The following is a 24,342-nucleotide window of genomic DNA, read 5'->3' on the forward strand; positions in this document are numbered from 1 at the left end:
GTGGTCGCTCCTCTTTCCACTCCTTCCTCCTCGCCTGCTTCCGTGCCCGTCGCGCCGATTTCGTCGCAACCGGTGATCGACATCCTGCGTTTCAACACCTGCGGCTCCGTCGATGACGGCAAGTCCACGCTCATCGGCCGCTTGCTCTACGATTCAAAATCGTTGATGGAAGATCAGATCGAAGCACTCGAACGCTCGGCCGATATCACCGGCGGCGGACAAATTAATTTAGCGAATCTCACCGACGGCCTCCGCGCCGAGCGCGAACAAGGCATCACGATCGACGTCGCCTACCGCTACTTCGCCACGCCGCGCCGTAAGTTCATCATCGCGGACACTCCCGGCCACATCCAATACACGCGCAACATGGTGACCGGCGCATCGTCGGCCAACTTGTCCATCGTGCTCGTCGACGCGCGCCTCGGCGTGATCGAGCAAAGCCGTCGCCACACCGCCATCGCCGCGCTGCTGCGCATTCCGCATTTGGTCGTCGCGATTAACAAAATGGATCTCGTCGGCTGGAGCCAGGAGCGCTTCCTGGAAATCCGCGCGCAGTTCGAAGAATTTCTTCCGCGCTTCGACATCAAGGACGTGAAGTTCATTCCGATGAGCGCGCTGAACGGTGACAACGTCGTCACGCCTTCGCCGCACACGCCGTGGTATGCCGGCCCGACGTTGCTCGGTCACCTCGAGAACGTGCACATCGCGAGCGATTGGAATCTCAACGGCTTCCGTCTGCCCGTGCAATGGGTCAATCGCCCGAACGATCCGACCGACGAATCCGTGCACGACTTCCGCGGCTTCAGCGGACAAATCGCCGGCGGCATCGTCCGCAAGGGCCAGAAAGTCATCGTGCTCCCCGCCGGCGTCGCTTCGACGGTTAAAGAAATTCACACCTTCGACGGCCCAATCAACGAAGCCTTCTGCCCGCAATCCGTCACCCTCGTGCTCGCTCACGATATCGACGTGAGCCGCGGCAGCATGATTATCGGCACGGATCATTTGCCCGGTTCGGCGAGCGAATTGTCCGCGGAAATTTGCTGGATGCATTCGAAGCCGCTGCAGGCTGGAAAAAAATATTATCTGAAGCACACGACGCACACCGTGCAGGTCGCCGTCACCGCCGTGACGAGCAAACTCAATCTCGACTCGCTCGATTACGAACCCGATCCGCGCGAACTCACGATGAACGACATCGGCGAAATTCGTTTGCGCGCATCTTCACCGCTCGTGTTTGACGGCTACGAAAGAAACCGCCTGACCGGGTCCTTCATCCTGATCGAACAAGGCACCAACGCCACTGTCGCCGCCGGTATGCTGCACTCACCGAGCGAGTTGATTAAACCCGACCTGGGCGACTACGCGATCTAGCTTCCTTTTCCGCCATGAAGATCTCCGTGAAAATCGATTATGCGTGCCGCGTCATGGCGGAGCTCGCGCGGCTTCATGGCAGTGGCGAACTCGCGCAAATCGAACGGCTCGCGCGCATCGAAGCCGTGCCCGCGACATTTCTTGCGCAGATTCTCGGCAAGTTGCGCGCGGCAAACTTAATTGTCAGCCGCCGTGGCAATCTCGGCGGCTACGTGCTCGCGCGACCGCCAGAGGAAATAACGCTCTACGACATCATGATCGCCGCCGAAGGCGAAGCCCTCGGCCTCAGCGGAAATTTCCAAGGCCGCACCGGCCCGCGCCTGAAGCAAATTTGGGAAGAGGTGCGCGAATCTTTCATCGAAAAAACGCAGGAATATACGCTCGCGCAATTCGCCACCCAGCGCCCGGCGGAAATGTATCACATCTGAGGACGTCAAGTCCGCACCGGAAACGCCCTGACCGCAGCGCGTTGGCGGTTCGTTTATTTTGCGCGAAGAAAGTATGCGGACAGAGCGAACTGCACGTTGGTGCGAAGATTATTTACCCTTGTCGCGCTTCTCCAGGGCCAGCACCCACTTCAACACGTCGCCGATGCGCGCGCCCCACGCGTGCTCGCTGTGTTCGGCGCCGGGGATTTCATGATACGCGAGATCGTCGCCTTGCACCCAGCCTTTCGCGATGAGCGTGTCGCGCATCGCGCGGATCACTTCCCAACCGGGTTCGTGCGTGCCCATGTCGAGCCACAGGCGCACCGCCGGTTTCTTGCGAAGTTTCTCAAAATCGCGGATGGCCACGCGGTCGTCCCACCAGATCGACGGCGACATCGCCACGATGTGGCCGAACGTGCGCGGATGCCACAGCGCGAAATACAGCGACACAAGCCCGCCCATCGAAGAACCGACGACCGTGTTATGTTTTGCGGCTGTAAGCGTGAGGTAGTGCGAATCGATGAACGGCTTCAGTTCTTGCGCGACGAACTTCGCATAACGTTTCGCGTCGCCGGTGCTGTGGCTTTTCTCGCCGCCCCAGCCTGCAAATTCCGAAGGCGTGGGCGCGTATTCGTTCATCCGGTTGAACCCGGTGTTGTAAATGCCGACCATGATTGGCGCCGCGATCTCGTGCGCGCGAATCAACTCCAGCGCCCGATCGCCCGCGTGCCAGGCATTGCCGAGAAACGCGGTGAGCGGATCGAAAATATTTTGACCGTCTTGAAAATAAATCACCGGGTGGCGTCGCCCGCGAATCTTCCCGTAGCCCGGCGGCAGCCACACCACGACGTCGCGCAGGTTCCGCAACGTGGGGGAACGAAACCGCCGGTGAAGGCGGAGGCGGCTCGTGGGTTCTTTGCGAGGCGTCGGCATGTAGAATTAAGCGCGTGAGTGCACGCAGCCCGCGACGCGTGGCAAGCGACAAACCAAAGTTCACTCCGCCGCACCGTCGATCAACCCACTGCCGCTTCGGCTCAGTAGGTCGGTGCCTGCGCGCGAATCGCTTCTAGCAGGTTTGCCAGTTCTTTCACTTTCTCCGGATTTTGCGCATAGAGGTTCTGCGTTTCGCCAAGATCGGTGCGCAGATTGTAGAGATGTCCCGCCGGTTGGGTCGGGTCACGCTCCGGATATTCGGCGGGCTCTCCCCGGCGGCCATCGATCATTAAATATCCACCGACATACTGGGACGGAATCAGTTTCCAATCGCCCTGCCGCACCGCGACGGTCTTGAAACGCAATCCTTGCACGACCAAATCCTGGCGGATCGGTCGCTCGATCGTTTCGCCGCACAACAACGCGCTGAAACTCACGCTATCGAAGTGTTTCTTCTCCGGCAGTTTTTGCGCCGTGATGTCAGCCACCGTCGCCAGCCAATCGGTGAGACTAAAAAGCTGATCCGATTTCGTTCCGGCCGGAGTCACGCCCGGCCAGCGGACAATCATCGGCACCCGCTGTCCGCCTTCGAACACATCCGCTTTTTCCCCGCGCAGGATTCCATTCATTTTGTGGCCGAACTTCGACGCGTTGCGCCCGCCATCGGAACCGCCGTTGTCCGAAGCGTAAATCACCAGCGTGTTATCGGCGACTCCGAGTTGCTCCAGCTGGTCGAGCACCTCGCCCACCACCCAGTCATGTTCTTGAATAAAATCCCCGCGCGCGCCGGCCCGGCTGGTTTTTCTAAACTTCGGATGTGCAACGATCGGGCTGTGAATCGAGATCGGTGTGAAATACAAAAAGAAGGGCTGCCCCGGATGGGCCGCGTGATGCTTCGCCAGCCACTCGGTGGCTTTCTGTGCATGCTGCTCATCAATGTGGCCGTGCGTGTAACGCGCCGCCGTGCCGCCGACGAGTTCGCGCTTCGATTTAAAACTGAGCGGATCTTGCGAATCGAGTCCGACGACGCGGTGATTTTCGACAAAGACTTCCGGCTGCGCGCTGTTCACCGTCGGCACGCCAAAGTAGTAATCGAAACCGATTTCGAGCGGGCCGGGTTTGAGTTCACCATTCCAATCCGGTTCGTCGCGACCGAAGCCCAAATGCCATTTACCCACGGCCGCAGTCGCGTAGCCGGCGGCTTTGAGTAATTTCGGCAGCGTCAATTGCTGCGTCTCAATCGCGAGTGAATCTAGGTGAAAGATCACGCCGCCTCCCGCGAAGCGCGGACTCCGCATCGGATACAAGCCAGTGAGCAGACCGTAACGTGTGGGCGAACAGACCGCCGACGGACTATGGGCGTCGGTAAAACGCAGGCCGGCTTTGGCGAGCTGATCGATTTTCGGCGTGCTGACTTTCGTGGCCCCGTAACAACCGAGGTCGCCGTAACCGAGATCATCCGCGAGGATGATCACGATGTTGGGCTTCGCAGATTTTCCCGTTTGCGCCGACGCCGCGAGCGTGGCGACCAATAGCAAAGCCAGCGTCAAACCTTTGAAGCGCGCGTTCATCCTTTGTTTCAGGCGGTGCTTGGAGTTGCGGACTGCATTCCAAAATTCAAAGGCTTCGTGGCATCGATCTTCAACCACATCAACGCGGCGACCACGGTCATGACGGCCATCGGGATCAACGGCAGATCGTAGTTGCCTGTTTTCGTCACGATATAACCGAAAGCTACGCTCGTGGAAAACGCGCCCATTTGTCCGGCCATGTTCATCGCGCCGCTCACGGCACCCGCCTGGCGCCCGCCGATATCGAGGCACACCGCCCACGCCACCGGTAGCATGAAGTCGGAGCCGGCATAGCCGAGTGACAGCCACACGATGGTCCACACCTTGTCCTGCGTGAGCATGGTGGCGGTGACAAACACCGCCGACAAACCCAGCCCGCAAAGTCCGACCGCGCGCCGGCCCCATTTTAACCCGATGCGTTTCACCAGACAGTCGCTGGTAAACCCGCCGAGAATATTGGCGCACGCGCCAAAGACGAAGGGCAGCCACGAAAGCGACGCGAGGTCGTCGCGGCTGAACCCGCGGCTGCGCTCAAGAAACGTGTGCATCCATCCGAGATAAAAAAAAGAAGTCCAACAACAGGCGTAATACATCAGCATTATCCACCACAGGCCGGGCCGCGTGAGCAGCGTGCGCCACGGCAGCCGCGCGTGTGCCTCCGCGTGCGCGGGCGTTCCGATTTCTGCCAACTCCGCCGCCGTGACACCTTTCTTATCTGCCGGGTTATCGCGGAACCACCAATACCACACCAGCGGCCAGATCAAACTGACCGCACCGAAAATATAAAAACACGCGCGCCAGCCGTAAGCTTGCAGAATCGGAATCACCAACAGCGGAGTCAGCGCCCCACCGATCCGGCTCGCCATGAAAACGACGCCTTGCGCGCGTGCGCGTTCCACGACGGGAAACCAGCGTGAGATCGTCGCCGAACTATTCGGAAACGCGCCCGCTTCGCCGACGCCGAATAGAAACCGCACGATCAGCAGCTGCGTGTAATTTGTGACCGCTCCCGTCAACGCGGTGAAGACCGACCAGCACGTCACGATGCGCGCCAGCACGCCGCGTGGCCCGACGCGATCGCCCATCATGCCTGCGGGCATCTCGAAAAGCCCATACGCGAGCGAGAAAACGCCGAGCATCCAGCCCCATTGATTGGGCGAAAGGCCCAGGTCTTTTTGCATCGAATTTCCAACGACGGAAATGGCGACTCGATCGACGAACGTGATGATCGAAAGAAAGAACAGGAAAACGAGAACCCGGTAACGGTATTTCATGGGAGGAGGACTGACCAGGCACGTGACGAACCGAGGCGACTGGCTCAACGCCAGCGCGCCTGGTGCGGGGAAACAGAATAGAGTTCGGGGTTATTGAACCGGTTGCGGCACCAGCAGCGCGCCATCGGCCATCTCCGCGCGGAACGCAAAGGCCCAGCCGCCGTGATTCGTGCCCGTGGTGTTGCTGAGCGTCACGGAAATCAGGTTGCGCCCTTGTTTGACGGGAACTTCCACCGTGCGACTGCGGAAATGCGCGTTCGTCCCCAGATCGACGGGCGCCTCGTCGTTCACCCGCAAGATCAGTTGATCGTCCCACGCGAGTCGCACCTTGGCGACGCCCGCTTGCGGCGCGTCCACGATTGCGACTGCTTCAGCCGCTTTGCCGCTGTGGTGCGTGCCCACGCCTTTGACCTCGGGTCGGTGGATGTAACCAAAATCAACGAAGCCATGCATCGTGCGCTGCGTTTTCCATTCCTTGAGTTCCGTCGAGCGATCGGCGGCCGGCTTTTTTTCCAGGGCCGAATTAATCGCAACGCCGCCTTTGTTGTCGTGCAACGGTCCGATGCGCCACGCGCCATTTTCCGGCAGCGGCAGATCCACCGAACCCGCAGGCAACTCGACGGCAGGCAGGATTTTTTTCCAGCCCGGCATTTTCACGAAAGGCCGCGGCGCGCCTTTTTGATACCAATAGACCATCGCACAGATATCATTCTCCATCGTGCCGAAGCGCATGTGGATCGATTCCTTAAACGCAATGGGATCAGCCGCGAAAAACCGGTAGCCGACAATGCGCTGCGCTCCGCGCGCTTCGCCCGTGTCTTCATACGTGTAGTAAGGCATGCCCGCGTGGAGATGCGTTTCCGGCGGATGAATCACGCCGCCATAAGAAGTGCCGAAAGTGTCTTCGCCGCCGATGCCGCGAACGAACGCCGGTTCGGCACCTTTGCCGTCGATATAGATATTTTCCGCGCCGCCGTGGCTCCAGCGATCGACATTGTCGATGAGGCGGACGCCGTAGAAAAAGCCGATCAAGTCGCCCGGGCCGTCGGCATCGAGCATCTGGAAGCCGCTGCCGTAACGCTGCGTCGGCATCTCGCGACGCCACGCGGCGCTGAAGCGACGTTCCTCTTCCATCTTTTTTCCCGGATAACGGTGCCAGTCGACTTGCAGGTAAATCGAACTGTTCTCCGGTCCGTTCACAAATTCGATGCGCGCCTTTTTGGCGAACGGCATTTGGAAATACGCGTTATAGCCGCTATACGGTTTCACCGAAATAAACTCGGTGTTGATCTCGTAGAAATCCACGCCGTGCATCACGCCAAAGAAATCACCCACCGGGGCTTCCACGTTGGGCACCGTGGCATCGTCGAAATAAATGCGGATGATCAACTGCCGATTGATCATCGGCGTGCGGCCCGGGCGTTTGAGCGTGATCCAGATGTGGCGGATGCAACCCGGGCCATCGAGGTCGGCGTAGGTTTCGGTGGCGTTGGCCGCGATGTTGCGCTTCAGGCTGATGCGATCCGGAACCGGATCCGACGGAAGATTGAGCGCAAATGCCCCGGTGGGCGCGGTGGCAACGGCGGAAATGGCCAGGAGGCCGGTCACGAATGTGGCCGCGATGAAACGGAAGGAGAGAGACATAATAAGTGTGGTCTGCGGCGCGAAGGCCGGGTTGATGAAAAGGAATCGAAACGACCGACGATCAGAACTTCAGGCTGTATTCGCCGAAGAGGCCGCGCGGGTCTCCCGCGTTGCCCGCGCCATAGACGTAGCGTTCATCGAACGCGTTCTTCACGTTGACGCGGACTTTGTGCGTGAAACGTTTCTTGGCTTTAAAGGTGTAGCCCAGGCCGAAATCCCAAACGACTGAAGCGCCGTTGTAAACCGAGTCGCGCCCGTCGGACACCCGGATCGGCACGCCGGAATAAACCAACGCGCCCTCGGGAGAATTCGGGTAAGGCAGCAGCCCGTTGGCGAAACGAATGTTGTTAATCGGATTCGCCGCGGTCGGCGTGATCGTGCGGCCGCCCACGTTGAGAATCGATTCGCTTAGCCAGCGCACGTTGGCCGTCGCGATGAGGCCTTTGAACGCGCCGGGAAATTTATAGCGCGCCGCCAGGCCGAGGTTGTGCTTCGGCACGCGCTTCAGGACATTCAACCCCGTGAGGTAAGCCGCCGACGCGTTGTTGAGCGCGCGCGCTTCCGTGAAGCCGTAGCCGCCCAAAAGCTGAAACGAATCGCTGACCTGCCAATTGATGTCCGCCTCGTAGCCGTTCGAACGTTCGTGCGTGGTAAGCACAAAATCTTCGATCAACGTGTCGGGGTTCACCAACAGCTGCGCGATGTTTTTGCGGTCAACCTGGAATCGGTTTAACGACAGGTTCAAGCGGTCTTTGATCAATGTCATCTTCACGCCAAACTCGTGGCCGCTGCCCTGTTCATTCGGCAGCGGATTGCCGCTGAGATCCAACACGGCCTGCGGGTTGAACGACGTGCTCCGGTTCAAATACAAACTGATCCCCGAGGTCAGCCGAAACGTGGCTCCCGCTTGATAGGTGAAATCCGAGACCGAGTAATTTTTGCCGGTTACACCCGCGGTGACCGGGTCGGTGTAGACCTTGTCGTAGCGGCCCCCGAGCATCACGATCAGTCGGTTTTTAAACAAGGAGGCGCGCTCGCTTAAAAATGCGCCGAACACCGAGTAGCCGACATCTTCATCCGCGGTCACGGTGTTGTAGGCCGCCGGATTGTCGCGATACATGGCGTAACCATAAATCGGATTGGCCGGCAAAAGCGGCCGCTGGCGCATGAACAACTGGGCGTTCGCCGCGGACATCTGCAGGTCGTAATCGCGCTGTTGCTCCTGATTATAATCGAGCGTGAACAAGAGCTTGTGATCGATCTTCCCGGTGGAAAACACCGCGAGGGTGTCGACTTGACCGGCCACTCCGGTCTGCTCGCGATCCTGCCAGAGCGGAGTCAACTGAATCGACTTGGTAGCCACCGCGTAGGTGTTGCTGCCCAGCCGATTCACTTCGCGCTCCGTCTCCAATCCACTGAAAGCCGCGCGCAACGAGAACACTCGGTTGAACTGGTGCTCGATCAACGCGCGCACATTTTTCGTGCGGGAATCCTGGTATGAATCCGGCCCTTGGTAGCTGAAATCGAACAAATCATACGCCAGTCCGGTGATGTGCGTGTAGGTTCTGCCGATCGGGCGGTAAGGGTCCTGCACGACCACGCCGAGCAGCGGCAAACCGACAAAGGTGTGCTTGTGGGAGGAGACGATCGACGCCGACACGTTGATGTTGGTGTCCTTGCTCTGCCGGTAAGCGAACTGCAGACTGCCGTAATACTGGGTGAAGTCGGCGAACCGCGGCACATAATCACGCTGCTGGTAGGAAACATCCGCACGGTAGAAAAATTTATCGCTGTTGCCGACGCGTCCCGTCGAATAAATGGACGTGCGCAGATTATTCAATGAGCCCGCCAGCACGCTCACGCCCGACTCGGGGCGCGCCTGTGGCTTGCGCGTGATGGTGTTGACCACGCCGCCCGGACTGATCTGTCCGTAGATGGACGCCACCGAGCCTTTGATGACTTCGATGCGATCCGTGTTCGCGCCAAACGAAGCGGAGCTCGCGCCGATCCAGCGAAACCCGTCCACCAGCGTCGTGCTCGAAGCGAAGCCGCGCAGTTGGTAGCTGTTCTCGTTTTCGTTCGGCGAGAAACCGCTCACCGTCGCGAGTTGATCGCTCAACTCCAGCAACACGAAATCGTTCATGAACTCGCTGGTGATCGCCGTCACCGCGAACGGCAGTTCGTTCAACTTACTGGCCACGCGCGTGCCGGTGATCGAATCGGCTGCCAGGTATTCGTTGGTCGGATTCGTTGTGACCTTGAAAACCGAGAGGGCGATCACCTCGTCGTCAGGTTGCGTGGGCGGTGAAGGCGGGACTTGCGCGTCCAGTGACGTGACTCCGATTAAAAGGGAGCCGAGCAGTCCGCCGATTGTTTTTTTGGTATCCATGGGGGGTAAATTGGATTGCGCGTCAGGCGCTTGAGACGCGCGGGAAGGCGCGGAGGCCTTTCTGATCATGAAAGCCCCGCTCACTTCATCCTGGAGAATCGTGAGCGCCGTGCCCGCGAGCATCCGGCCCAAGGCTTCACGCGCGAGCAACGCTCCCACCACCGGCCGGGTCTGAACCTTGCCGAGATCCGCGATGGTGTAGACGACATCAAATCCGGATTGATCGACGAATTTTTCCAGAGCGGTCACGGCGTCGCTGCCGGGAATATCAAAACGCCGGGCTTCCTCAGCTCGACCGACCACGGCGATGAAAAGACACAGCGCCGCAGACACTGCTTTGAGCAATGCACACGGCCGGAAATTTCGAACTGGGGTAAAACTTCGCAAGGGGTGATGAAAATCGCGCACGCTCCCGCAAAACGGAAGCTTGGGGATTAAGCTGCACGAGTTCAGACGAAGCTGTCCGCGAAAGGAACTACGCCCGCCTGGTTTTTTTCGCCGCCGGCGAAAACGCCGCGCGATTTTTTTCGATCAATGGCTGTATTCCCCGCGCGCCGGATCCGCCCCAGACGAACCAATCCGCGAAAAGGATTACGCCGGCCTGACAAAAAATGTGATTAAATGATTCGTAACGGAATTTCTGCCCCGCATCCATGCAGGCCAACAATGGGCGCCCCACCCGATCTGCCGTTGAGCATCGATAGAAAAAAACAAGTGCAGTGGTTCGAGGAAGAAGTGCAGCCGCACGAACCTTCCCTCCGTTCCTACCTGCGCTCGTTGTTTCCGTCCGTGCTGGATTTGGACGACTTGGTTCAGGAAACCTACTTGCGCCTGATCCGGGCCAAGGAATCCGGGCGGATCAACTATGCGAAGGCCTTTCTTTTCACGACCGCGCGCAACGCCGCCCTGGATATTTTTCGCCGACGCAAGGTCGTTTCGTTCGAACCCGTCGACGACATCACGGAAGGGTTTCTCGCCGACGACACCCCGGACGCCAGCGAAGCGCTGAATCGTCAGCAAGAGTTGGGGATTCTCGCCGAGGCCATCCAGACGTTGCCCACCCGCTGCCGGCAGACCCTGACGCTCCGCTTGCTCTACGGACTCCCGGCCAAGGAAATCGCCACGCGGCTGGGCATCTCGGAGTTTACCGCCAAAGCCCAACTCGCCAAAGGCATGCGACGGTGCGCCGCTTATTTTGAAGAACGCGGCCTCAAATCACCTGCGGGGGGAAGCCAATGAAGCCATTCAATAAAAACTCCAAAATCGATGACGTTGAGCGCGAAGCCCGCGCCGCCGCCTGGCTGGTCGAGGAAGAAGCCGGCCTCACTCCCGAACAATCGGCCGCTTTCGAACAATGGCAGCTCGCCGACGTGCGCAATCATCAGGCCACCGAGCGACTGCGCGGCGCGTGGACGGCGCTGCAAGCCCTGCGCGATTACCGGCCGGGCGCGAAGTTGCATCCCGATCCCGACTTGCTCGCCCCGCGCCGCCGCCGAGGCAAACCTGCTGTCGTGCGACTCGCCTGGGCGGCCGCAGCAGCGATTCTCCTGACCGTGGGAGTGCTCACCTACTCCTCTGGACTCCCCGCGCTTCCCTGGACCGACACGGTTCACTATGTTACGGAGAACGAGGAGTATTACCGGATGATCCTGCCGGACGGATCGACGATGGAACTGAATTCGCACACCGAGGTGCGCGTGAAATTTCTGCGCAATGAACGCCGGGTGCGTTTGCTGAGTGGCGAAGCGTATTTCATCGTGGCCAAAGACGCGGACCGGCCGTTCATCGTGGAAACGAACGGCCTGCAAGTGCGGGCTGTGGGCACGGAGTTTAACGTGCGCATGGAGAAGCAAAGCGTGGAAGTGCTCGTCACCCACGGGCGGGTCAAACTTGCTGCCTCCGACGCAAGCCTCGAGCCCGGCGCCGACGCGCCGACCTTGGATGCCGGTCAGCGCGTCCTGGTGCCGGACGCCACGCACTTCGAAAATCTTCGGCAAACTCTTTCGATCAGTGCCGTCTCCCCAGCGGAAGAACGCGCCGCGCTCGCCTGGCAAAATCCACGACTTCGCTTCGTCAACACCACCTTGGGTGAAGCAGTGCAGCAATTCAACCAACGCAGCAACACCCGCATCACAATCGCCGATCCGGCAATCGCCACGATTCCCATCGGCGGCAGTTTCCGCTCGGGCAACGTCGACGCGTTTCTCCGGCTCCTCGCTTCCACCAACGAAATCACCGTGGAACGCGTGGAACCCAACCAGGTGATCTTGCGCAGTCAGAAAAACCCGTAGCCCAGCGGAGCCGGCATAAAAACGCCGCGGCGCGTAGTTCGCCGCGCCAAGTTATCCGTCTTCATGGGGAGGACCGCGGCCTGCCGAGCGCATCCCGCGCCTCGCCCATGACTATTTTATCCCCAACTCCGACCAGGATTTATTTTCCGTGGTGGTCTCTCTGCGCGATTTTCATGGCGTGTCTGGTCACAGCGACTGCGGTGACCGCACTCAACACCACCGATGGTCGTAAAAAAAATTACGTGCTGCCCGCAGACGACGCCTCCGTGGCCTTGAGGAAATTCGTCGAGCAATCGGGCGAACAAATCATCTACCTCGAAAACCAGGTGCGCGGCATCAAAACCAAACCGGTTCAGGGCAGCTTCAATGCGCGGGAAGCCATCGAGCAGATGACCGCCGACACGGTGTTAATCGTCGTAGAAGACAAAGAAACCGGCGCGCTCATGATCCAGCGACGCGATTCCCCGGAGAAAAACGTCCTGACGCGCCCCGCCGAACGCACGTGATCGTGCGGCCAGGACCAGCCTGACCGAAGCCCGCCCATCTACGCTGCGCTCTTTTTACTTCTGTCCACCTCCCCTCGATTTACCCCCATGGCCTCCCTTGTCCCCGCTTCCACGGAATCGCCGGCTCCGCCGCCGGTGAGCCGCCGGCAGTTTCTGTATTCCTCCGTCGTCGCCGGCCTGACGGGAGCCTCGGCCGCACTCGCCAACGAGCGCAGCCCGACGCAAGCGGCGCCTCTTGCGACCTCCCCCGCCTCACGAGTCGATGACGTCGATGACGGTCTGCTCCCGGGGGCGCATCCTTTCTGGCCCTCACCGCGCGTGACGTTGATCACCGATCACAAAAAACACCGGAGCCGGGGCAGCGGGTTGGTGATCATCGAGGACCGCTGGCTGTTTTTCTGGCGCGAAGCCAACATTCACGGTGCCAGCGATCCGGACTCTGTCGTCAAAATGGCGGAATCGCGCAACGGCGGCCAGACGCTTGACAACGTCCGCACGATTTATCGCGAAAAATCCGGCATCACGGGCACCGATATCCGCGCCCGTTTAATGGGCAACGGCCGCATCGGGATTTTCGGCTCACGTCGTGATTCATCGGATCGGATCAAAGGCATCACCCTGAAACCATTCTTCATGTTTTCAGACGATCGCGGGCGGACGTGGCAGACCCAGGTGTTGAACCACCTCCGGGCCGCGATGTCGCCGAGCTTCACGTTCAATGAATTTCCCGCGTCGGTCGGCGGCCACGATACGGAGGGATTCGCCGTGTTTTGCAGCGGCTCGGGCATGAATGGAGTTTATACCAAGGACAACGGCCTCACGTGGACTGACCGGAAACTCTTCGACAATCTAGGAGGAGAAGTCTCCGTAGTGCGACTCGGCGAGACGGATCGCTGGATCATGATCTGTCGCCGGTCGCGGGGAGAAAATCCGGTTTATCGCTCGACCAATCTCGTGGACTGGGACGGCCCGCATTTTTCCGGGAAGACCATCGGCGAAAATTCCAGCACGATTCTTTATAATCAGGGCCACCTCACTTGGATCGCGGCCTCCCGTCCTTACCACTACGAAAATGACGCCAGCCGCGCGATTCCGGTGGATGGGGAAATTTTCAAAGGATTGGTGACCTGCACCGCCGACGCCGAAGCTATCTGGGCTGATCCGACCAAATGGCCCGCGTGGTCAATCTTGATGTATCTGCCCGCGCATTTCGACGGCACCTTTGTGAAACACCGTGCCCATTGGTATATGTTGTTTGGCGCCATCGAAGACCCCCAGCGCATCGCATCTCCCGGTAAAAAAGGGTATTCCCAACTGGGCATCATGTCATCAGTCGCCGCCCCGGGTGCCTATTTTAGCGCCTGCCTTCCCGGCTGGCTGGCCGAGTCGATCCCGCAATCCTGACGGGACCAAATCTCCCCCTTCTACATGCAGCCCGCACCGCGTGGCACGCGACACACCCGCGGGAGCCAATCCCATTTGTCATATAATATATGACAAATGGGATTGATGCTTCGCGGGTTATTTCGAGGCCAGACACGGCCTGCGGAGGTGAGTTACTTGGTTTTTGACGCGGCGGGATAGGCGGTGAATAGAGAGGCTTTTTCCGCCACGAGCACTTGGGCCGCCAGCGTAGTCACGTCGGTGGTTTTTATTTTTTCGAGATCGGAGATGCGCGTGCGTGGAAATTCCAAGACTTCCGCCCGGCTTTGCGCTTCGGCTACGGCGGCGTTCAGCCAGTAATTATTGCTCCGCAGTTGCGCGGGCACCGATTGAATCATCGGCTCACGCGCGCGCGCGAGTTCTTCGTCGGTCGCGCCGCTGCGCGCGAGTTCGGCGGCGACGTCGCGCACGACTTCCGCGATGCGGTGCGTGTCACCTGGCGCGCATGTGAGTAATGCGATGAGATAACCGTTCTCGCGCTGCAGTTCACTGCGCCAGACCCCGCAGGTGGGCGAGTAAGTCGCGCCCATTTTTTCGCGGACGTTTTCGACCAACCGGTTCTTCAGCACAGTCGCCAGCAGATTTTCCAGCCGCACGTTGGCGTGATCATGTTTTGCGGGCAGCGGCCAGGCCACCTGCACGGCGCCACGGCGTTCGGTGTTGGGGACAATCAAAGGCGCGGGCTTCACCACCGGCGCAAATTTGATCGGTCGGGACGGGCCGACCGCGCCGCGTTTGGGCAGGCTGCCGAGCGTGTTCGCCGCCAGCTCGATCATTTCGTCGACATCGAAATCGCCGACGATGCCGACTTCGATTGGAGCAGTTTTCAATTGAGGCTCCACCCACGCACGCAAATCGGCGACGGAATGATCCTCGATGGTTTTATACGCGGGCAAAACAAACCGTGAGTCATGGCGGGTGAGTTGGGCGGAGCGACTCGCCGTCAGCGCTGACATCGCCTCGTCCTTTGTGGTGTTTAACGTGTGCAGGATGCGTTTTTGCACGCCCGGCAGCGCTTCTTTGCGCCAGCCCGGATCGACTAAACTCGCGGTGAAAATTCGCAGCCAGCGCTCGGCGTTGGTCGTATCGGTGGAACCTTCGGCGACGAACGCGTCGTCTTCGATCCGCACGCCAAAGCTAAAGACCAATCCCGCCGACAGATGATTCAAGTCGTCGTGCGAGTGTTTGCCCAGTCCCAGGGTGGTAAACCCGTGGCCCATCACGTAACGCAGGCCCGGCTTTTTCACGGGCTCGCCGGCAGTGCCGCTGCCGAATCGCGCGGAAAAAACCATCGCGTCAGCCATGTAGTCGGTGGACTTGAGGTTGAGCTTCACGCCGTTGGCAAATTCCACGCAGTGAATGTCCAGATCCTCGACGTGCGTGCGCTTCGCGATGGCGCCCGGCGGGCCGAAATTCGTGTAGGCGAATTCACCCGTGTTGGTCGCTTTGGCGGCTGCGACGCGTTTGCGCGCACTTTCCTGCGCCACTTTCACAATTTGCGCCGCGCCGATTCCTGCCGGCAGCGATTCGCTGGCGAAGATGCGCGGCTTGCCGGAGCCCCACGCGTGGCGAAACGCCTTGAGCAATTCGTCCCCGTTAAGCTCCGCGAGTGCGGCGCGGACAATTTCCAAATCAGTCTCGGGCTTGGTGAACACCCGCTGGTTGGCCACGCTGTTCATCAATCGATCCGCCAGGCCCGCCGAGGTGCGGGTTTCCACCGTGCGCACCTGATGCTCGAACGCGACGAGCATGCTCGCGGAAACTTCCTGGATTTCGCTTTCCGCGAAACCGTGCGTGAGCGCGCGGCGCAGTTCTTGTTCGGCGCGAGTAACAGCTTTGCGCCAGTTCCGGCCATTGGCATCGAAGCGCACTACCGCCTGGTGAAACAAGGCCGCTTGGGCGGACACGCCGGCATTCATCACGCCAAAATTTTTTCCTTCGCGGAGTTGGGCTGATTTCAGCCGCACACCGAGCGCGGCGAAAGCCATGTTCATGATCGAAGTCTGTCGCCGCGTCTCGCGGGTGTCGCGGAGTTGATAAGGCCACACGTTAATGAGTTGGATGCTGACCGCGCCGTCTTTCACTCCGCTGGGAAAAAATTCCGCGACAAACTCCGCCGGGCCCGCCGGCACGGTGAACGCCACGGCGGGCAGCGGGGTGGTGGGGGTTTCGAGCGAAGCGAATTTCTCGCTCACCCCTTTTTCCGCTTCGCCGGGGTCGAAATCGCCCACCAGCACCAGCAGCATGTTGTCCGCGCGATACCATTTTTTGTAGAACGCACTTAGTTTCGCGGGAGCGGCGCTCGTGATCATTTCGCTTTGGCCGATCGGCGAGCGATTTTCGAGCAACGTGTCTTTAAACACGAATTTTCGAAACGCCTCACCTGTCCGCGCCCGGGAATCATTGCGCGCGACGCGCTCGCTTTCGATCACGCCTTTCTCGCGCTCCACTTCCTCGGGATCGAACGTGACGCCGTCGGCAAACTCGCGCAGCACCTGCAAACCCTCGAACAAACGGCCGGGCTCGTTCGTCGGCATTTCCAGCTTATAGAAGGTCGCGTTAAGCGACGTGAACGCGTTGGAGTCTGCGCCGGAGGCCATGCCGAATTTTTGCAGCACGCCCCGGATCGTTTCCTTCGGATAAAGGCGGGTGCCGTTAAACGCCATGTGCTCGACGAAGTGCGCGAGACCTTGCTGGTCGTCGGCCTCGTGCAACGAACCGGCGAACACCATGAGCCGCAGACTCGCGCGCGTTTTCGGCTCGGCGTTAGGCAGGATTGCGTAACGCAGCCCGTTTTCGAGGCGGCCCCACTTCACGGCGGGATCGGGAGCGAGATCACTCGCTTCGTGCGGCCACGGCCTGGGCGTCGCGAACGCGGCAGATGTTAAAACCAAACTCAGCAGGGCAAGGCAGAGAGTGCGGGGTAACACGCGCAGCACACTGGCCGTTTGTCCCTCTGGGCACGAGTTGGAAATCCCCGCACTCCGCCCCGAATCATCCGTAACGTCAGATTACGCGGCTTGCGCGATCCGTGCGCGTGTGTTTCCTAAAGGGCACAACGCCTGCTGTAGTTTTCTTTATGAACGAGCAACATGTCCGCTGGCACACCCGCCATCTGGGTCGCGATTTCGAGATGCTCGTTTTTGGTCATGCCGGAGTGCCGGTGATCCTGTTTCCGACTTCGCTCGGCCGTTATTCTCAAAACAAAGACTTCGGCCTCATTGATTCGGTCGCGGGCTACGTGAACGCGGGGAAAGTTAAAATCTACTGTCCCGACGGCCTCGACGAGCAGAGTTGGTATAACAAATCCATCCATCCGGCCGACCGCGTAAAGACGCACATGGCGTATGAGAACGTGATTCTGCACGACCTCGTCCCGCACGTGCAGCGCGAAACCGGCCACGAACGCGTGTGCGTCGCCGGCGCGAGTTTCGGCGGCTATCACGCGATGAATTTCGCGCTGCGGCATCCTGATCTCGTGAGCTACTGCATCAGCTTGAGCGGATCGTTCAACATCCGCTCGTTGCTCGACGGTTACTTCGATGAGAATTGCTACTTCAACAACCCCGTCGACTACCTGCCCAATCTCAGCGACCCGTGGTTTCTAAATCGGCTGCGCCACATGGGCATCGTGCTCGGAACGGGCGACTGGGATTTGTGCCGCGACCGCAACCTGCACCTTTCGCATCTGCTCGACGCCAAAGGCATCCCGCATTTCCTCGACGACCGGAAATGGTGCGGGCATGACTGGAACTACTGGCGCGACATGTTTCCGCATTATCTCTCGCTCATTCACACCTAGCACTTCCCATGAAAAAAATCGGCATTCTCCACGGCAAAGAACGCAGCTTCCCCCAAGCCCTCATCGAAAGTATTAACGCCCTCAAGGATCCGGCGGTCGTCGCCGAGGAAGTGCTGATCAACCAGGTCACGCAAGGCGAGGCGACGCCTTACGCGGTCATCCTCGACCGCATCTCTCAAGATGTGCCGTTTTACCGCGCCTATTTAAAGAACGCCGCGCTCAACGGCACTTCCGTCGTGAACAATCCGTTTTGGTGGTCGGCCGACGAAAAATTTTTCAACAACTGCCTCGCCACCAAACTCGGCGTCGCCGTGCCGAAAACCGTGATCCTTCCCTCGAAAGACATGCCGGCGGATTGCAGCGCGGAGTCGTTTTCGAATCTCGCGTTCCCCTTGGATTGGGACGGCATTTTCAATTACATCGGCTGGCCCGCGTATTTCAAACCACATGCCGGCGGCGGCTGGAAGAGCGTCTACAAAGTCCGCAATCCCGATGAGTTTTTCAAAGCATACTCCGAAACCGGCCAGCTTGTGATGTTGCTGCAGTCGGAGGTTCATTTCGAAGATTACTACCGCTGCTACTGCATCGGCGGCACCGACGTGAAGATCATGCAATACGAGCCGCGCAACGCGCCGCACCTGCGCTACGTCGTGGATCGCCCACCGGGTTCGCCGGAGTTGCTCGCGCGCATCGAACGCGACGTGCTCACGCTCAATCACGCGCTCGGCTATGAATTCAACACCGTGGAATTCGGCGTGAGCGGCGGCGTGCCTTACGCGATCGATTTCTGTAATCCCGCGCCCGACGCCGACCGCAATTCCGTCGGCGAGGAAAACTTCAAGTGGGTCGTCGCCGCCGCCACGAAGATGCTCGTGCGCAAAGCCAAGGCGCACAATCCCGCCCAAAACAACACGATCTGGGGCAGCTACGTCCAAGGTGCCGTCAAAACCGGCCAGCCCGCCGCGTTGCCGAAGAAGAAATAACTCCGCCGCTTACTCTCCATGTGCGCCAAGAAAAAACATAAATTCACCCTCGGGATCGAAGAAGAATTCCAGATCGTCGATCCCGACACGCGTGAACTCAAATCGCACATCGAGGAAATTATCGAAGGCGGAAAAATCATCCTCAAGGAACGTGTTCGTCCCGAGTTGCACCAGTCGGTCGTCGAAGTCGGCACCGACATTTGCCAGGACATCGCCGACGCGCGCCGCAGCGTCACGGGCTTGCGCCGCGACCTCGCTGGCCTCGCCAAGAAAACCAATCTCCGCATCGCCGCCGCCGGCACGCATCCGTTTTCCCACTGGCACGACCAGAAAATTTCCGCCGGCGAACGCTACCAGGGCGTGCTCAACGATCTTCAGCAGATCGCCCGCGCCAACCTGATCTTCGGCCTGCACGTCCACGTCGGCATGCCGGATCGCGAGACGGCGATTCAACTACAGAACACCGCGCGCTATTTTCTTCCGCACATTTTTGCGCTGTCGACCAACTCGCCATTCTGGGTCGGCCGCAACACCGGTTATTCGTCGTATCGCCTGCAAGTGTTCCAACGCTTCCCGCGCACCGGCATCCCGGATTTGTTCGAGTCGGTCGAAGAATTCGACGGTTACGTGAACCTGCTCATCAAGACCGGCTGCATCGATAACGCGAAAAAGATTTGGTGGGACATCCGCCTGCACCCGATTTTCAACACGCTCGAAGTCCGCGTGTGCGACATCCCGATGCGCGTGGACGAAACGATCTGCCTCGCGGCCATCATTCAGGCCGTCGTCGTCAAACTCTACAAACTGCACAGCAAAAATATGGGCTTCCGCACCTATCGCGCGCGGCTCATCAACGAAAACCGCTGGCGCGCTTCGCGTTACGGCATCAAGGGCAAGATGATCGACTTCGGCACGCAGGAGGAAGTGCCGACGCGTGACCTCGTGAACGAACTGCTGGAGTTCATTGATGATGTGGTCGACGAACTCGGCTCGCGCAACGAGGTCAATTACGTGCAGCAGATCCTCGCCAACGGCACCGGGGCCGACCGCCAGGTCGCAGTGTTTAACGAAACTAAAGACCTCAAGTCGGTCGTTGATTACATCATCTCCGAAACGCACCACGGCCTTGATGTTTAACCGGCCCAACTCTTTCTCTTAATCTTTCTCGTTCTCTTTCTCTCGGTTTTGGTTCGTTCGACGGCCGAGATTAAGAGAAAGAGTAAGAGAACGAGAAAGATTCCAAACCAAAGCACTTCACCTTGATCTCCGACCCGCTCTCGCCCGGCTCCATGCCTCACACGACTTCGCTGCCCACTCGTTTCGATTCCGAACTTTCCCTCGGAGCGCACAACGCCATTCACATTTGCCTCAAGCTGCAGGCTAACGAGCGGATGACGCTTATCACCGACCAAGCCAGCGCCGAAATCGCCGCCGCGCTCGTCGTGGAAATCGAGAAGACCGGTGCCTCTTACAACGTTTTCGTCCTCGAAGAATACGGCCAACGTCCGCATCGCGATATGCCCGCCGCCGTGCTTTCTGATTTAGCACAGTCTCAAGTTTCGATCTACGCCTGCATCACGCAAACCGGCGAACTCCGCACGCGCATGCAGATGATGGACGTCATCAACCCGCGCCGCATTCGCCACGGCCACATGGTGAACATCAACAAGCAGATCATGGTCGAGGGCATGCGCGCGGACTTCCTCGAAGTGGACAAGCTCTCGCAAAAACTCATCGAGAAATGCCGCCGCGCCAGCCGCGTCACTTGCAAGACCGCCGCCGGCACCGACTACATCGCCGAACTTTCGCCGAAATTAAACTGGGTCAAAACCTCCGGTCTCATCTCGCCCGCAAAATGGGGCAATCTGCCCGGCGGCGAGATTTTCACGTCACCGTTTAACTCCCACGGTCGCTTCGTCGTCGACGGCGTCGTGGGCGATTATCTTTGCCAAAAATACGGCGACATCGCCGCAACGCCGTTGACGATCGACATCAAAGACAACCGCATCGCCAAGCTCGCCTGCAAAAACAAAGAGCTGCTCGCGGAATTCGACAAATATTGTCACACCGACGAAAACTCGAATCGCGTCGGCGAATTCGCTATCGGCACCAACCTCGCGTGCACGCACATCATCGGCCACATTTTGCAGGACGAAAAACTTCCCGGCATCCACATCGCTTTCGGCCACCCGTATAGCGAACACACCGGCCAGGCCTGGAAAAGCACCACGCACATCGACTGCGTCGGCCGCAACTTCGACATCTGGCTCGACGACGAACAAGTGATGGCGAAGGGGAAATTTTTGATCTGAGTTCGCGGGGTGATGTCTCGCACGTGAAATTTTTTAACCACGGATTTCACGGATGAATACGGATAAGAACGGATGAATTCAGAGAAATTGATTCATTCGGAACTAAGCTCGGCCGTTATCGGAGCCGCGATGAAGGTGTTAAACACCTTAAAGCCCGGACTTGACGAAAAGGCTTATGAAAATGCGTTGGTGATCGAGCTTCGGAAACAAGGCGTCAAAGTTGATCAGCAGAAACGCTTCGATGTCCGTTACGAGGGCGAACTCGTGGACGTCTTGGTGCCAGATATGGTCGTGAATGATCTCGTAATCGTAGATCCGAAAGTTGTGGAAGCCTTCAGCCCCACCCACGAAGCGCAAATGCAGGTCTATCTGAACATCACAAATCTCCGCTTGGCCCTGCTCATTAATTTCAAATTCGTCGATCTACGCTGGAAACGAATCGTGCGTTAAAAATAATCCGTGCTTATCCGTTTCTATCCGTGAAATCCGTGGTCAAATAAAGCTTCCGCATCCTGCCGCCACTATGATCCCTGAACTCCGTCGCCGCTACAACAACGCCTTCACCGCCGAGCGCTACGAGGCACTCGTGAAGGAATTGAACACGGCGGTGTATTGGCCGGTGGATTTTCGCGTGGCGGAGTCGCCGTTGTTTTTCGACGAGAACACCACACGGGCGCTCGTCAGCGCGGCGGATGATATCATCGGACAACTTGCGATGCCGGAGTTTCGCGAGCACGCAAAGACCGCTATCCCCGCCGGACTCGAAGTGCCCAACGAAACCGCGTGGCCACATTTTCTCGCCGTGGATTTCGCGCTCTGTCGCGACGCGGACGGCGCGGTGTTGCCGCAGTTGATCGAATTACAGGGTTTTCCCACGGTCGCGTGCTGGCAGGCGTTGCTCGCGCGGACTTACAAAAAGCATTTCCCGGAAATCCCCGCGGAGTTTAGTTCTTATTTCGGCGGCTTGGACGAGGACGGCTATCTCGATGAATTCCGCCGCGCCATTCTCGGCAATCACCTCGCGGAAAATGTCGTGCTGCTGGAAATCACGCCCGAGCAGCAGAAGACGCGTGTGGATTTTGCGGCGACGCATGCGTTCCTCGGCATCAAGCCAGTGTGCGTCACGAAGGTAGTGAAGCGCGGGAAAAAACTTTTCTATTTCTCGGGCGGACGCGAAGTGCCGATCCATCGGATTTTCAATCGCGTGATTTTCGACGAACTGTTGCGCAAGAATCCGCCGATGAAATTCAGTTTCTTCGAAGAGCTGGACGTCGAGTGGGCCGGGCACCCGAACTGGTATTATCGCATCAGCAAGCACACACTGCCTTTTCTGCGGAGCCCGTTCGTGCCGGATTGCCGTTTTGTCAGCGAACTCGGCGGACACGTGTCGGCTGATTTGGAAAACTACGTCTGCAAGCCGCTGTATTCTTTCGCCGGACTCGGCGTGGATATCGCACCGACAAAAGAAAAAATTGCCGCCATCACGAACCCGCACGAATGGCTGCTGCAGCGCAAAGTCACTTACGCGCCGGTGATGGAAACGCCGGACGGGCCGGCGAAGGCCGAAGTGCGTTTAATTTTTGTCGGCGACGGCAGCAGAATGCCAAAACTGGTGAATCAACTCGTGCGTCTCACCAAAGGTGCGATGCACGGCGTGGATTTCAACAAAGGCCGCACGTGGGTGGGCGCGAGCGCGGGGTTTCATCCGGTGGTTTGATCGCGAGTGGTAGGAGGGGCTTTATGCCCCGATTAAAAACTCCCTGTCGGGGCTCCGGTTCCTACACCAAAAACGAAAATCCAAATCCCGGCACACCGTTGCGGCGTGCTCGCCGCCCGGTGTTTGTCCTCGGTTCTCGCTTCGCGAAACCGAGGCAAAAAAGAAAAGCCGCAGCGCACCCCTGCGCTGCGGCTTATGCACACACTCTGCCCTGCGGCAGATATGCCTAGTTAGTGTTTAGAAACGGAAATTCGTTCCCAAGGTATACGTAGTATTTTTGTCGTCGTCGCGAACGATGCCCGCCGTGACGGCCCATTCGCTATTTACCCAGTAATTCGCCTTGGCGCCAAAATTCCACACGCCTTCGCTGCCCAGATCCGGAGCGTCCGCATATTGCACGAATGGCGTAAGCGTAAAAGCGGGAGCGAGTTGCAGCTCCACGCCACCCGACACCTGCCAGTAAAACGAGTCATCTTTCACGTTGGCATATTTTTGCCAGATGTAGCCCGCACCGCCCTCGATGTAGGGCTTACCCCATGAGTAAGCGTTGCTGAAAGCCCTCAGCGCCGCGCCGAAGGTTTGCTCCTTGATGCGCGTGCCCGAAATTTTTCCGCTTTGCGTGTAATCGTAGGTGAGCCGGCCATCGAGGCCACTGCTCAGCCCTTGGTTATACTGGAAGCCGTAGCTGTCGGCGTGGACCGAGCTATCTTCAATATTGATATAGGAATACGTAACTCCTGCGTAGGTCTGGCCAATCAGGCCTTGACCATCGCTCGTGATCGACGGAGCGGCTTCAGCGGCACGTTGCGACTGCGCAGACGCGACCATCGTCAGGGACAATGCGGCCGCAGTAACAAGTGACTTTAGAATAGTGTTTTTATTCATCGGGTTAGGTTGGTTTGGTTTAGGTGAATCGACCCCAAGGTCAATGAGGCAGACACCTTAGCTGCACATTAACATTCTTCTGACCTCGTGGGTTCCGCGTGTTGCGCAGATTGTCACCGGCCCGACACTTGCCAGACGTTTTGCCTTGGGTAGTGTCGCTCGCATGAACCTCAAGCGCTTCGCTCTCCTTCTCACCGCCTCCCTTATGTTCTTCACCAGTCTTTTCGCCGAACCACTCAAAGTCGGCGCGGCCGCCCCAACTCTCACCGCCACCACGGATGAAGGCTCGACGCTCAACCTCGGCGAGGTCTATGCCAAAAATAAATACACGCTCGTCTGGTTCTACCCGAAGGCGCTGACCGGCGGTTGCACGAAGCAAGGCTGCTCGTTGCGCGACGCGGCTGCTGATTTAAAGGCCAAGGGCGTCGCCGTCATCGGCGTCAGCACCGACACGGTCGAAAAACAAAAAGAGTTCAAAGATGTGAACCATTTTCCGTTCCCGCTGCTCGCCGACACGGACAAAGCCGTGATCAAAGCCTTCGGCCAATCCGGCACGCTCGGGTTCGCGTCGCGCGAAGCCTACCTCATCGATCAAAAAGGCAACGTGGTTTACCACGACGAAAAGCAGACCGACAAGCAGGCGGAAAACGTCCTGAACTTCCTCAACGCCGCGAAGTAAGCGCTCAGCGCTCCGGCGCTCGCATTCATCGGAATTTCTCGCGATCGGCGGCTCAGGCCCCGATCGCTTTTTTGTGTCCGATTGCGTCCCCGCATTTCGTTGCTTAACTCCCGC

Annotated in this window: 20 protein-coding genes; 13 read left to right on the plus strand and 7 right to left on the minus strand. The window is 58.8% G+C overall.

The window, feature by feature from the left end; translation table 11 throughout:
- Both ACRRQW_RS06915 and ACRRQW_RS06920 read left to right on the plus strand, forming a co-directional pair.
- Positions 1–1,371: a sulfate adenylyltransferase subunit 1 gene (locus ACRRQW_RS06915; RefSeq protein ID WP_438480540.1), complete on the plus strand. Its 1,371-nt coding sequence runs from the start codon at positions 1–3 to the stop codon at positions 1,369–1,371.
- 14 nt (positions 1,372–1,385) lie between these two features.
- The gene (locus ACRRQW_RS06920; protein ID WP_438480541.1) at positions 1,386–1,799 is read left to right on the plus strand and encodes an RrF2 family transcriptional regulator; all 414 of its coding nucleotides are present in this window, start codon (positions 1,386–1,388) and stop codon (positions 1,797–1,799) included.
- Between the two features lie 108 nt (positions 1,800–1,907).
- On the opposite strand, the gene ACRRQW_RS06925 is transcribed toward ACRRQW_RS06920, so the two are convergent.
- From ACRRQW_RS06925 to ACRRQW_RS06945, 5 genes are all read right to left on the minus strand, one after another.
- On the minus strand, positions 1,908–2,732 hold the full coding sequence (locus ACRRQW_RS06925) for an alpha/beta hydrolase (protein WP_438480542.1): 825 nt from the start codon (positions 2,730–2,732) through the stop codon (positions 1,908–1,910).
- A gap of 101 nt (positions 2,733–2,833) precedes the next feature.
- Complete coding sequence (locus ACRRQW_RS06930; RefSeq protein WP_438480543.1) at positions 2,834–4,303, minus strand: sulfatase family protein; 1,470 nt, start codon at positions 4,301–4,303, stop codon at positions 2,834–2,836.
- Positions 4,304–4,311: 8 nt separating this feature from the next.
- Positions 4,312–5,577: an MFS transporter gene (locus ACRRQW_RS06935; RefSeq protein ID WP_438480544.1), complete on the minus strand. Its 1,266-nt coding sequence runs from the start codon at positions 5,575–5,577 to the stop codon at positions 4,312–4,314.
- 90 nt (positions 5,578–5,667) lie between these two features.
- The gene (locus tag ACRRQW_RS06940; RefSeq protein WP_438480545.1) at positions 5,668–7,221 is read right to left on the minus strand and encodes a DUF2961 domain-containing protein; all 1,554 of its coding nucleotides are present in this window, start codon (positions 7,219–7,221) and stop codon (positions 5,668–5,670) included.
- A gap of 61 nt (positions 7,222–7,282) precedes the next feature.
- Positions 7,283–9,943, minus strand: a complete 2,661-nt coding sequence (locus tag ACRRQW_RS06945) for a TonB-dependent siderophore receptor (protein ID WP_438480546.1) — start codon at positions 9,941–9,943, stop codon at positions 7,283–7,285.
- Between the two features lie 333 nt (positions 9,944–10,276).
- Here ACRRQW_RS06945 and ACRRQW_RS06950 point away from each other — a divergent pair, with 333 nt between their 5' ends.
- The 4 genes from ACRRQW_RS06950 to ACRRQW_RS06965 all read left to right on the plus strand — a co-directional run bounded on the left by ACRRQW_RS06950 (position 10,277) and on the right by ACRRQW_RS06965 (position 13,811).
- Positions 10,277–10,849: an RNA polymerase sigma factor gene (locus ACRRQW_RS06950; protein WP_438480547.1), complete on the plus strand. Its 573-nt coding sequence runs from the start codon at positions 10,277–10,279 to the stop codon at positions 10,847–10,849.
- Positions 10,846–11,901 carry a FecR family protein gene (locus ACRRQW_RS06955; RefSeq protein ID WP_438480548.1) on the plus strand — a complete coding sequence of 352 codons (1,056 nt, stop codon included), beginning with the start codon at positions 10,846–10,848 and terminating at the stop codon, positions 11,899–11,901. Before ACRRQW_RS06950 ends, ACRRQW_RS06955 begins: the two co-directional genes overlap by 4 nt.
- 107 nt (positions 11,902–12,008) lie before the next feature.
- Positions 12,009–12,407, plus strand: a complete 399-nt coding sequence (locus tag ACRRQW_RS06960; protein ID WP_438480549.1) for a hypothetical protein — start codon at positions 12,009–12,011, stop codon at positions 12,405–12,407.
- Positions 12,408–12,494: 87 nt separating this feature from the next.
- Entirely contained in the window at positions 12,495–13,811 is a 1,317-nt protein-coding gene (locus ACRRQW_RS06965) for a hypothetical protein (protein ID WP_438480550.1), read from the plus strand.
- Positions 13,812–13,963: 152 nt separating this feature from the next.
- On the opposite strand, the gene ACRRQW_RS06970 is transcribed toward ACRRQW_RS06965, so the two are convergent.
- Complete coding sequence (locus tag ACRRQW_RS06970) at positions 13,964–16,666, minus strand: M16 family metallopeptidase (protein ID WP_438480551.1); 2,703 nt, start codon at positions 16,664–16,666, stop codon at positions 13,964–13,966.
- Positions 16,667–16,929: 263 nt separating this feature from the next.
- On the opposite strand from ACRRQW_RS06970, the gene ACRRQW_RS06975 reads away from it, so the two are divergent.
- From ACRRQW_RS06975 to ACRRQW_RS07000, 6 genes are all read left to right on the plus strand, one after another.
- The gene (locus ACRRQW_RS06975) at positions 16,930–17,652 is read left to right on the plus strand and encodes an esterase family protein (protein WP_438480552.1); all 723 of its coding nucleotides are present in this window, start codon (positions 16,930–16,932) and stop codon (positions 17,650–17,652) included.
- An 8-nt stretch (positions 17,653–17,660) separates the two neighbouring features.
- Positions 17,661–18,635: an ATP-grasp domain-containing protein gene (locus ACRRQW_RS06980; protein ID WP_438480553.1), complete on the plus strand. Its 975-nt coding sequence runs from the start codon at positions 17,661–17,663 to the stop codon at positions 18,633–18,635.
- Positions 18,636–18,653: 18 nt separating this feature from the next.
- Entirely contained in the window at positions 18,654–19,772 is a 1,119-nt protein-coding gene (locus ACRRQW_RS06985) for a carboxylate-amine ligase (RefSeq protein ID WP_438480554.1), read from the plus strand.
- Positions 19,773–19,894: 122 nt separating this feature from the next.
- Positions 19,895–20,947, plus strand: a complete 1,053-nt coding sequence (locus ACRRQW_RS06990) for an aminopeptidase (RefSeq protein ID WP_438480555.1) — start codon at positions 19,895–19,897, stop codon at positions 20,945–20,947.
- Positions 20,948–21,019: 72 nt separating this feature from the next.
- On the plus strand, positions 21,020–21,397 hold the full coding sequence (locus ACRRQW_RS06995; protein ID WP_438480556.1) for a GxxExxY protein: 378 nt from the start codon (positions 21,020–21,022) through the stop codon (positions 21,395–21,397).
- A 73-nt stretch (positions 21,398–21,470) separates the two neighbouring features.
- Positions 21,471–22,664: a hypothetical protein gene (locus ACRRQW_RS07000; protein WP_438480557.1), complete on the plus strand. Its 1,194-nt coding sequence runs from the start codon at positions 21,471–21,473 to the stop codon at positions 22,662–22,664.
- Positions 22,665–22,901: 237 nt separating this feature from the next.
- Here the strand turns inward: ACRRQW_RS07000 and ACRRQW_RS07005 are convergent, their stop codons facing one another.
- Positions 22,902–23,549, minus strand: a complete 648-nt coding sequence (locus tag ACRRQW_RS07005; protein ID WP_438480558.1) for a hypothetical protein — start codon at positions 23,547–23,549, stop codon at positions 22,902–22,904.
- A 205-nt stretch (positions 23,550–23,754) separates the two neighbouring features.
- Between ACRRQW_RS07005 and ACRRQW_RS07010 the strand changes: the two genes are divergently transcribed.
- Positions 23,755–24,228 (plus strand): peroxiredoxin, encoded by a 474-nt coding sequence (locus ACRRQW_RS07010; protein ID WP_438480559.1) that lies wholly within the window; start codon positions 23,755–23,757, stop codon positions 24,226–24,228.
- The last annotated feature ends 114 nt before the right edge of the window (positions 24,229–24,342 follow it).

Source organism: Oleiharenicola lentus (assembly GCF_051660365.1).
In the GTDB taxonomy this organism is placed as follows: domain Bacteria; phylum Verrucomicrobiota; class Verrucomicrobiia; order Opitutales; family Opitutaceae; genus Lacunisphaera; species Lacunisphaera lenta_A.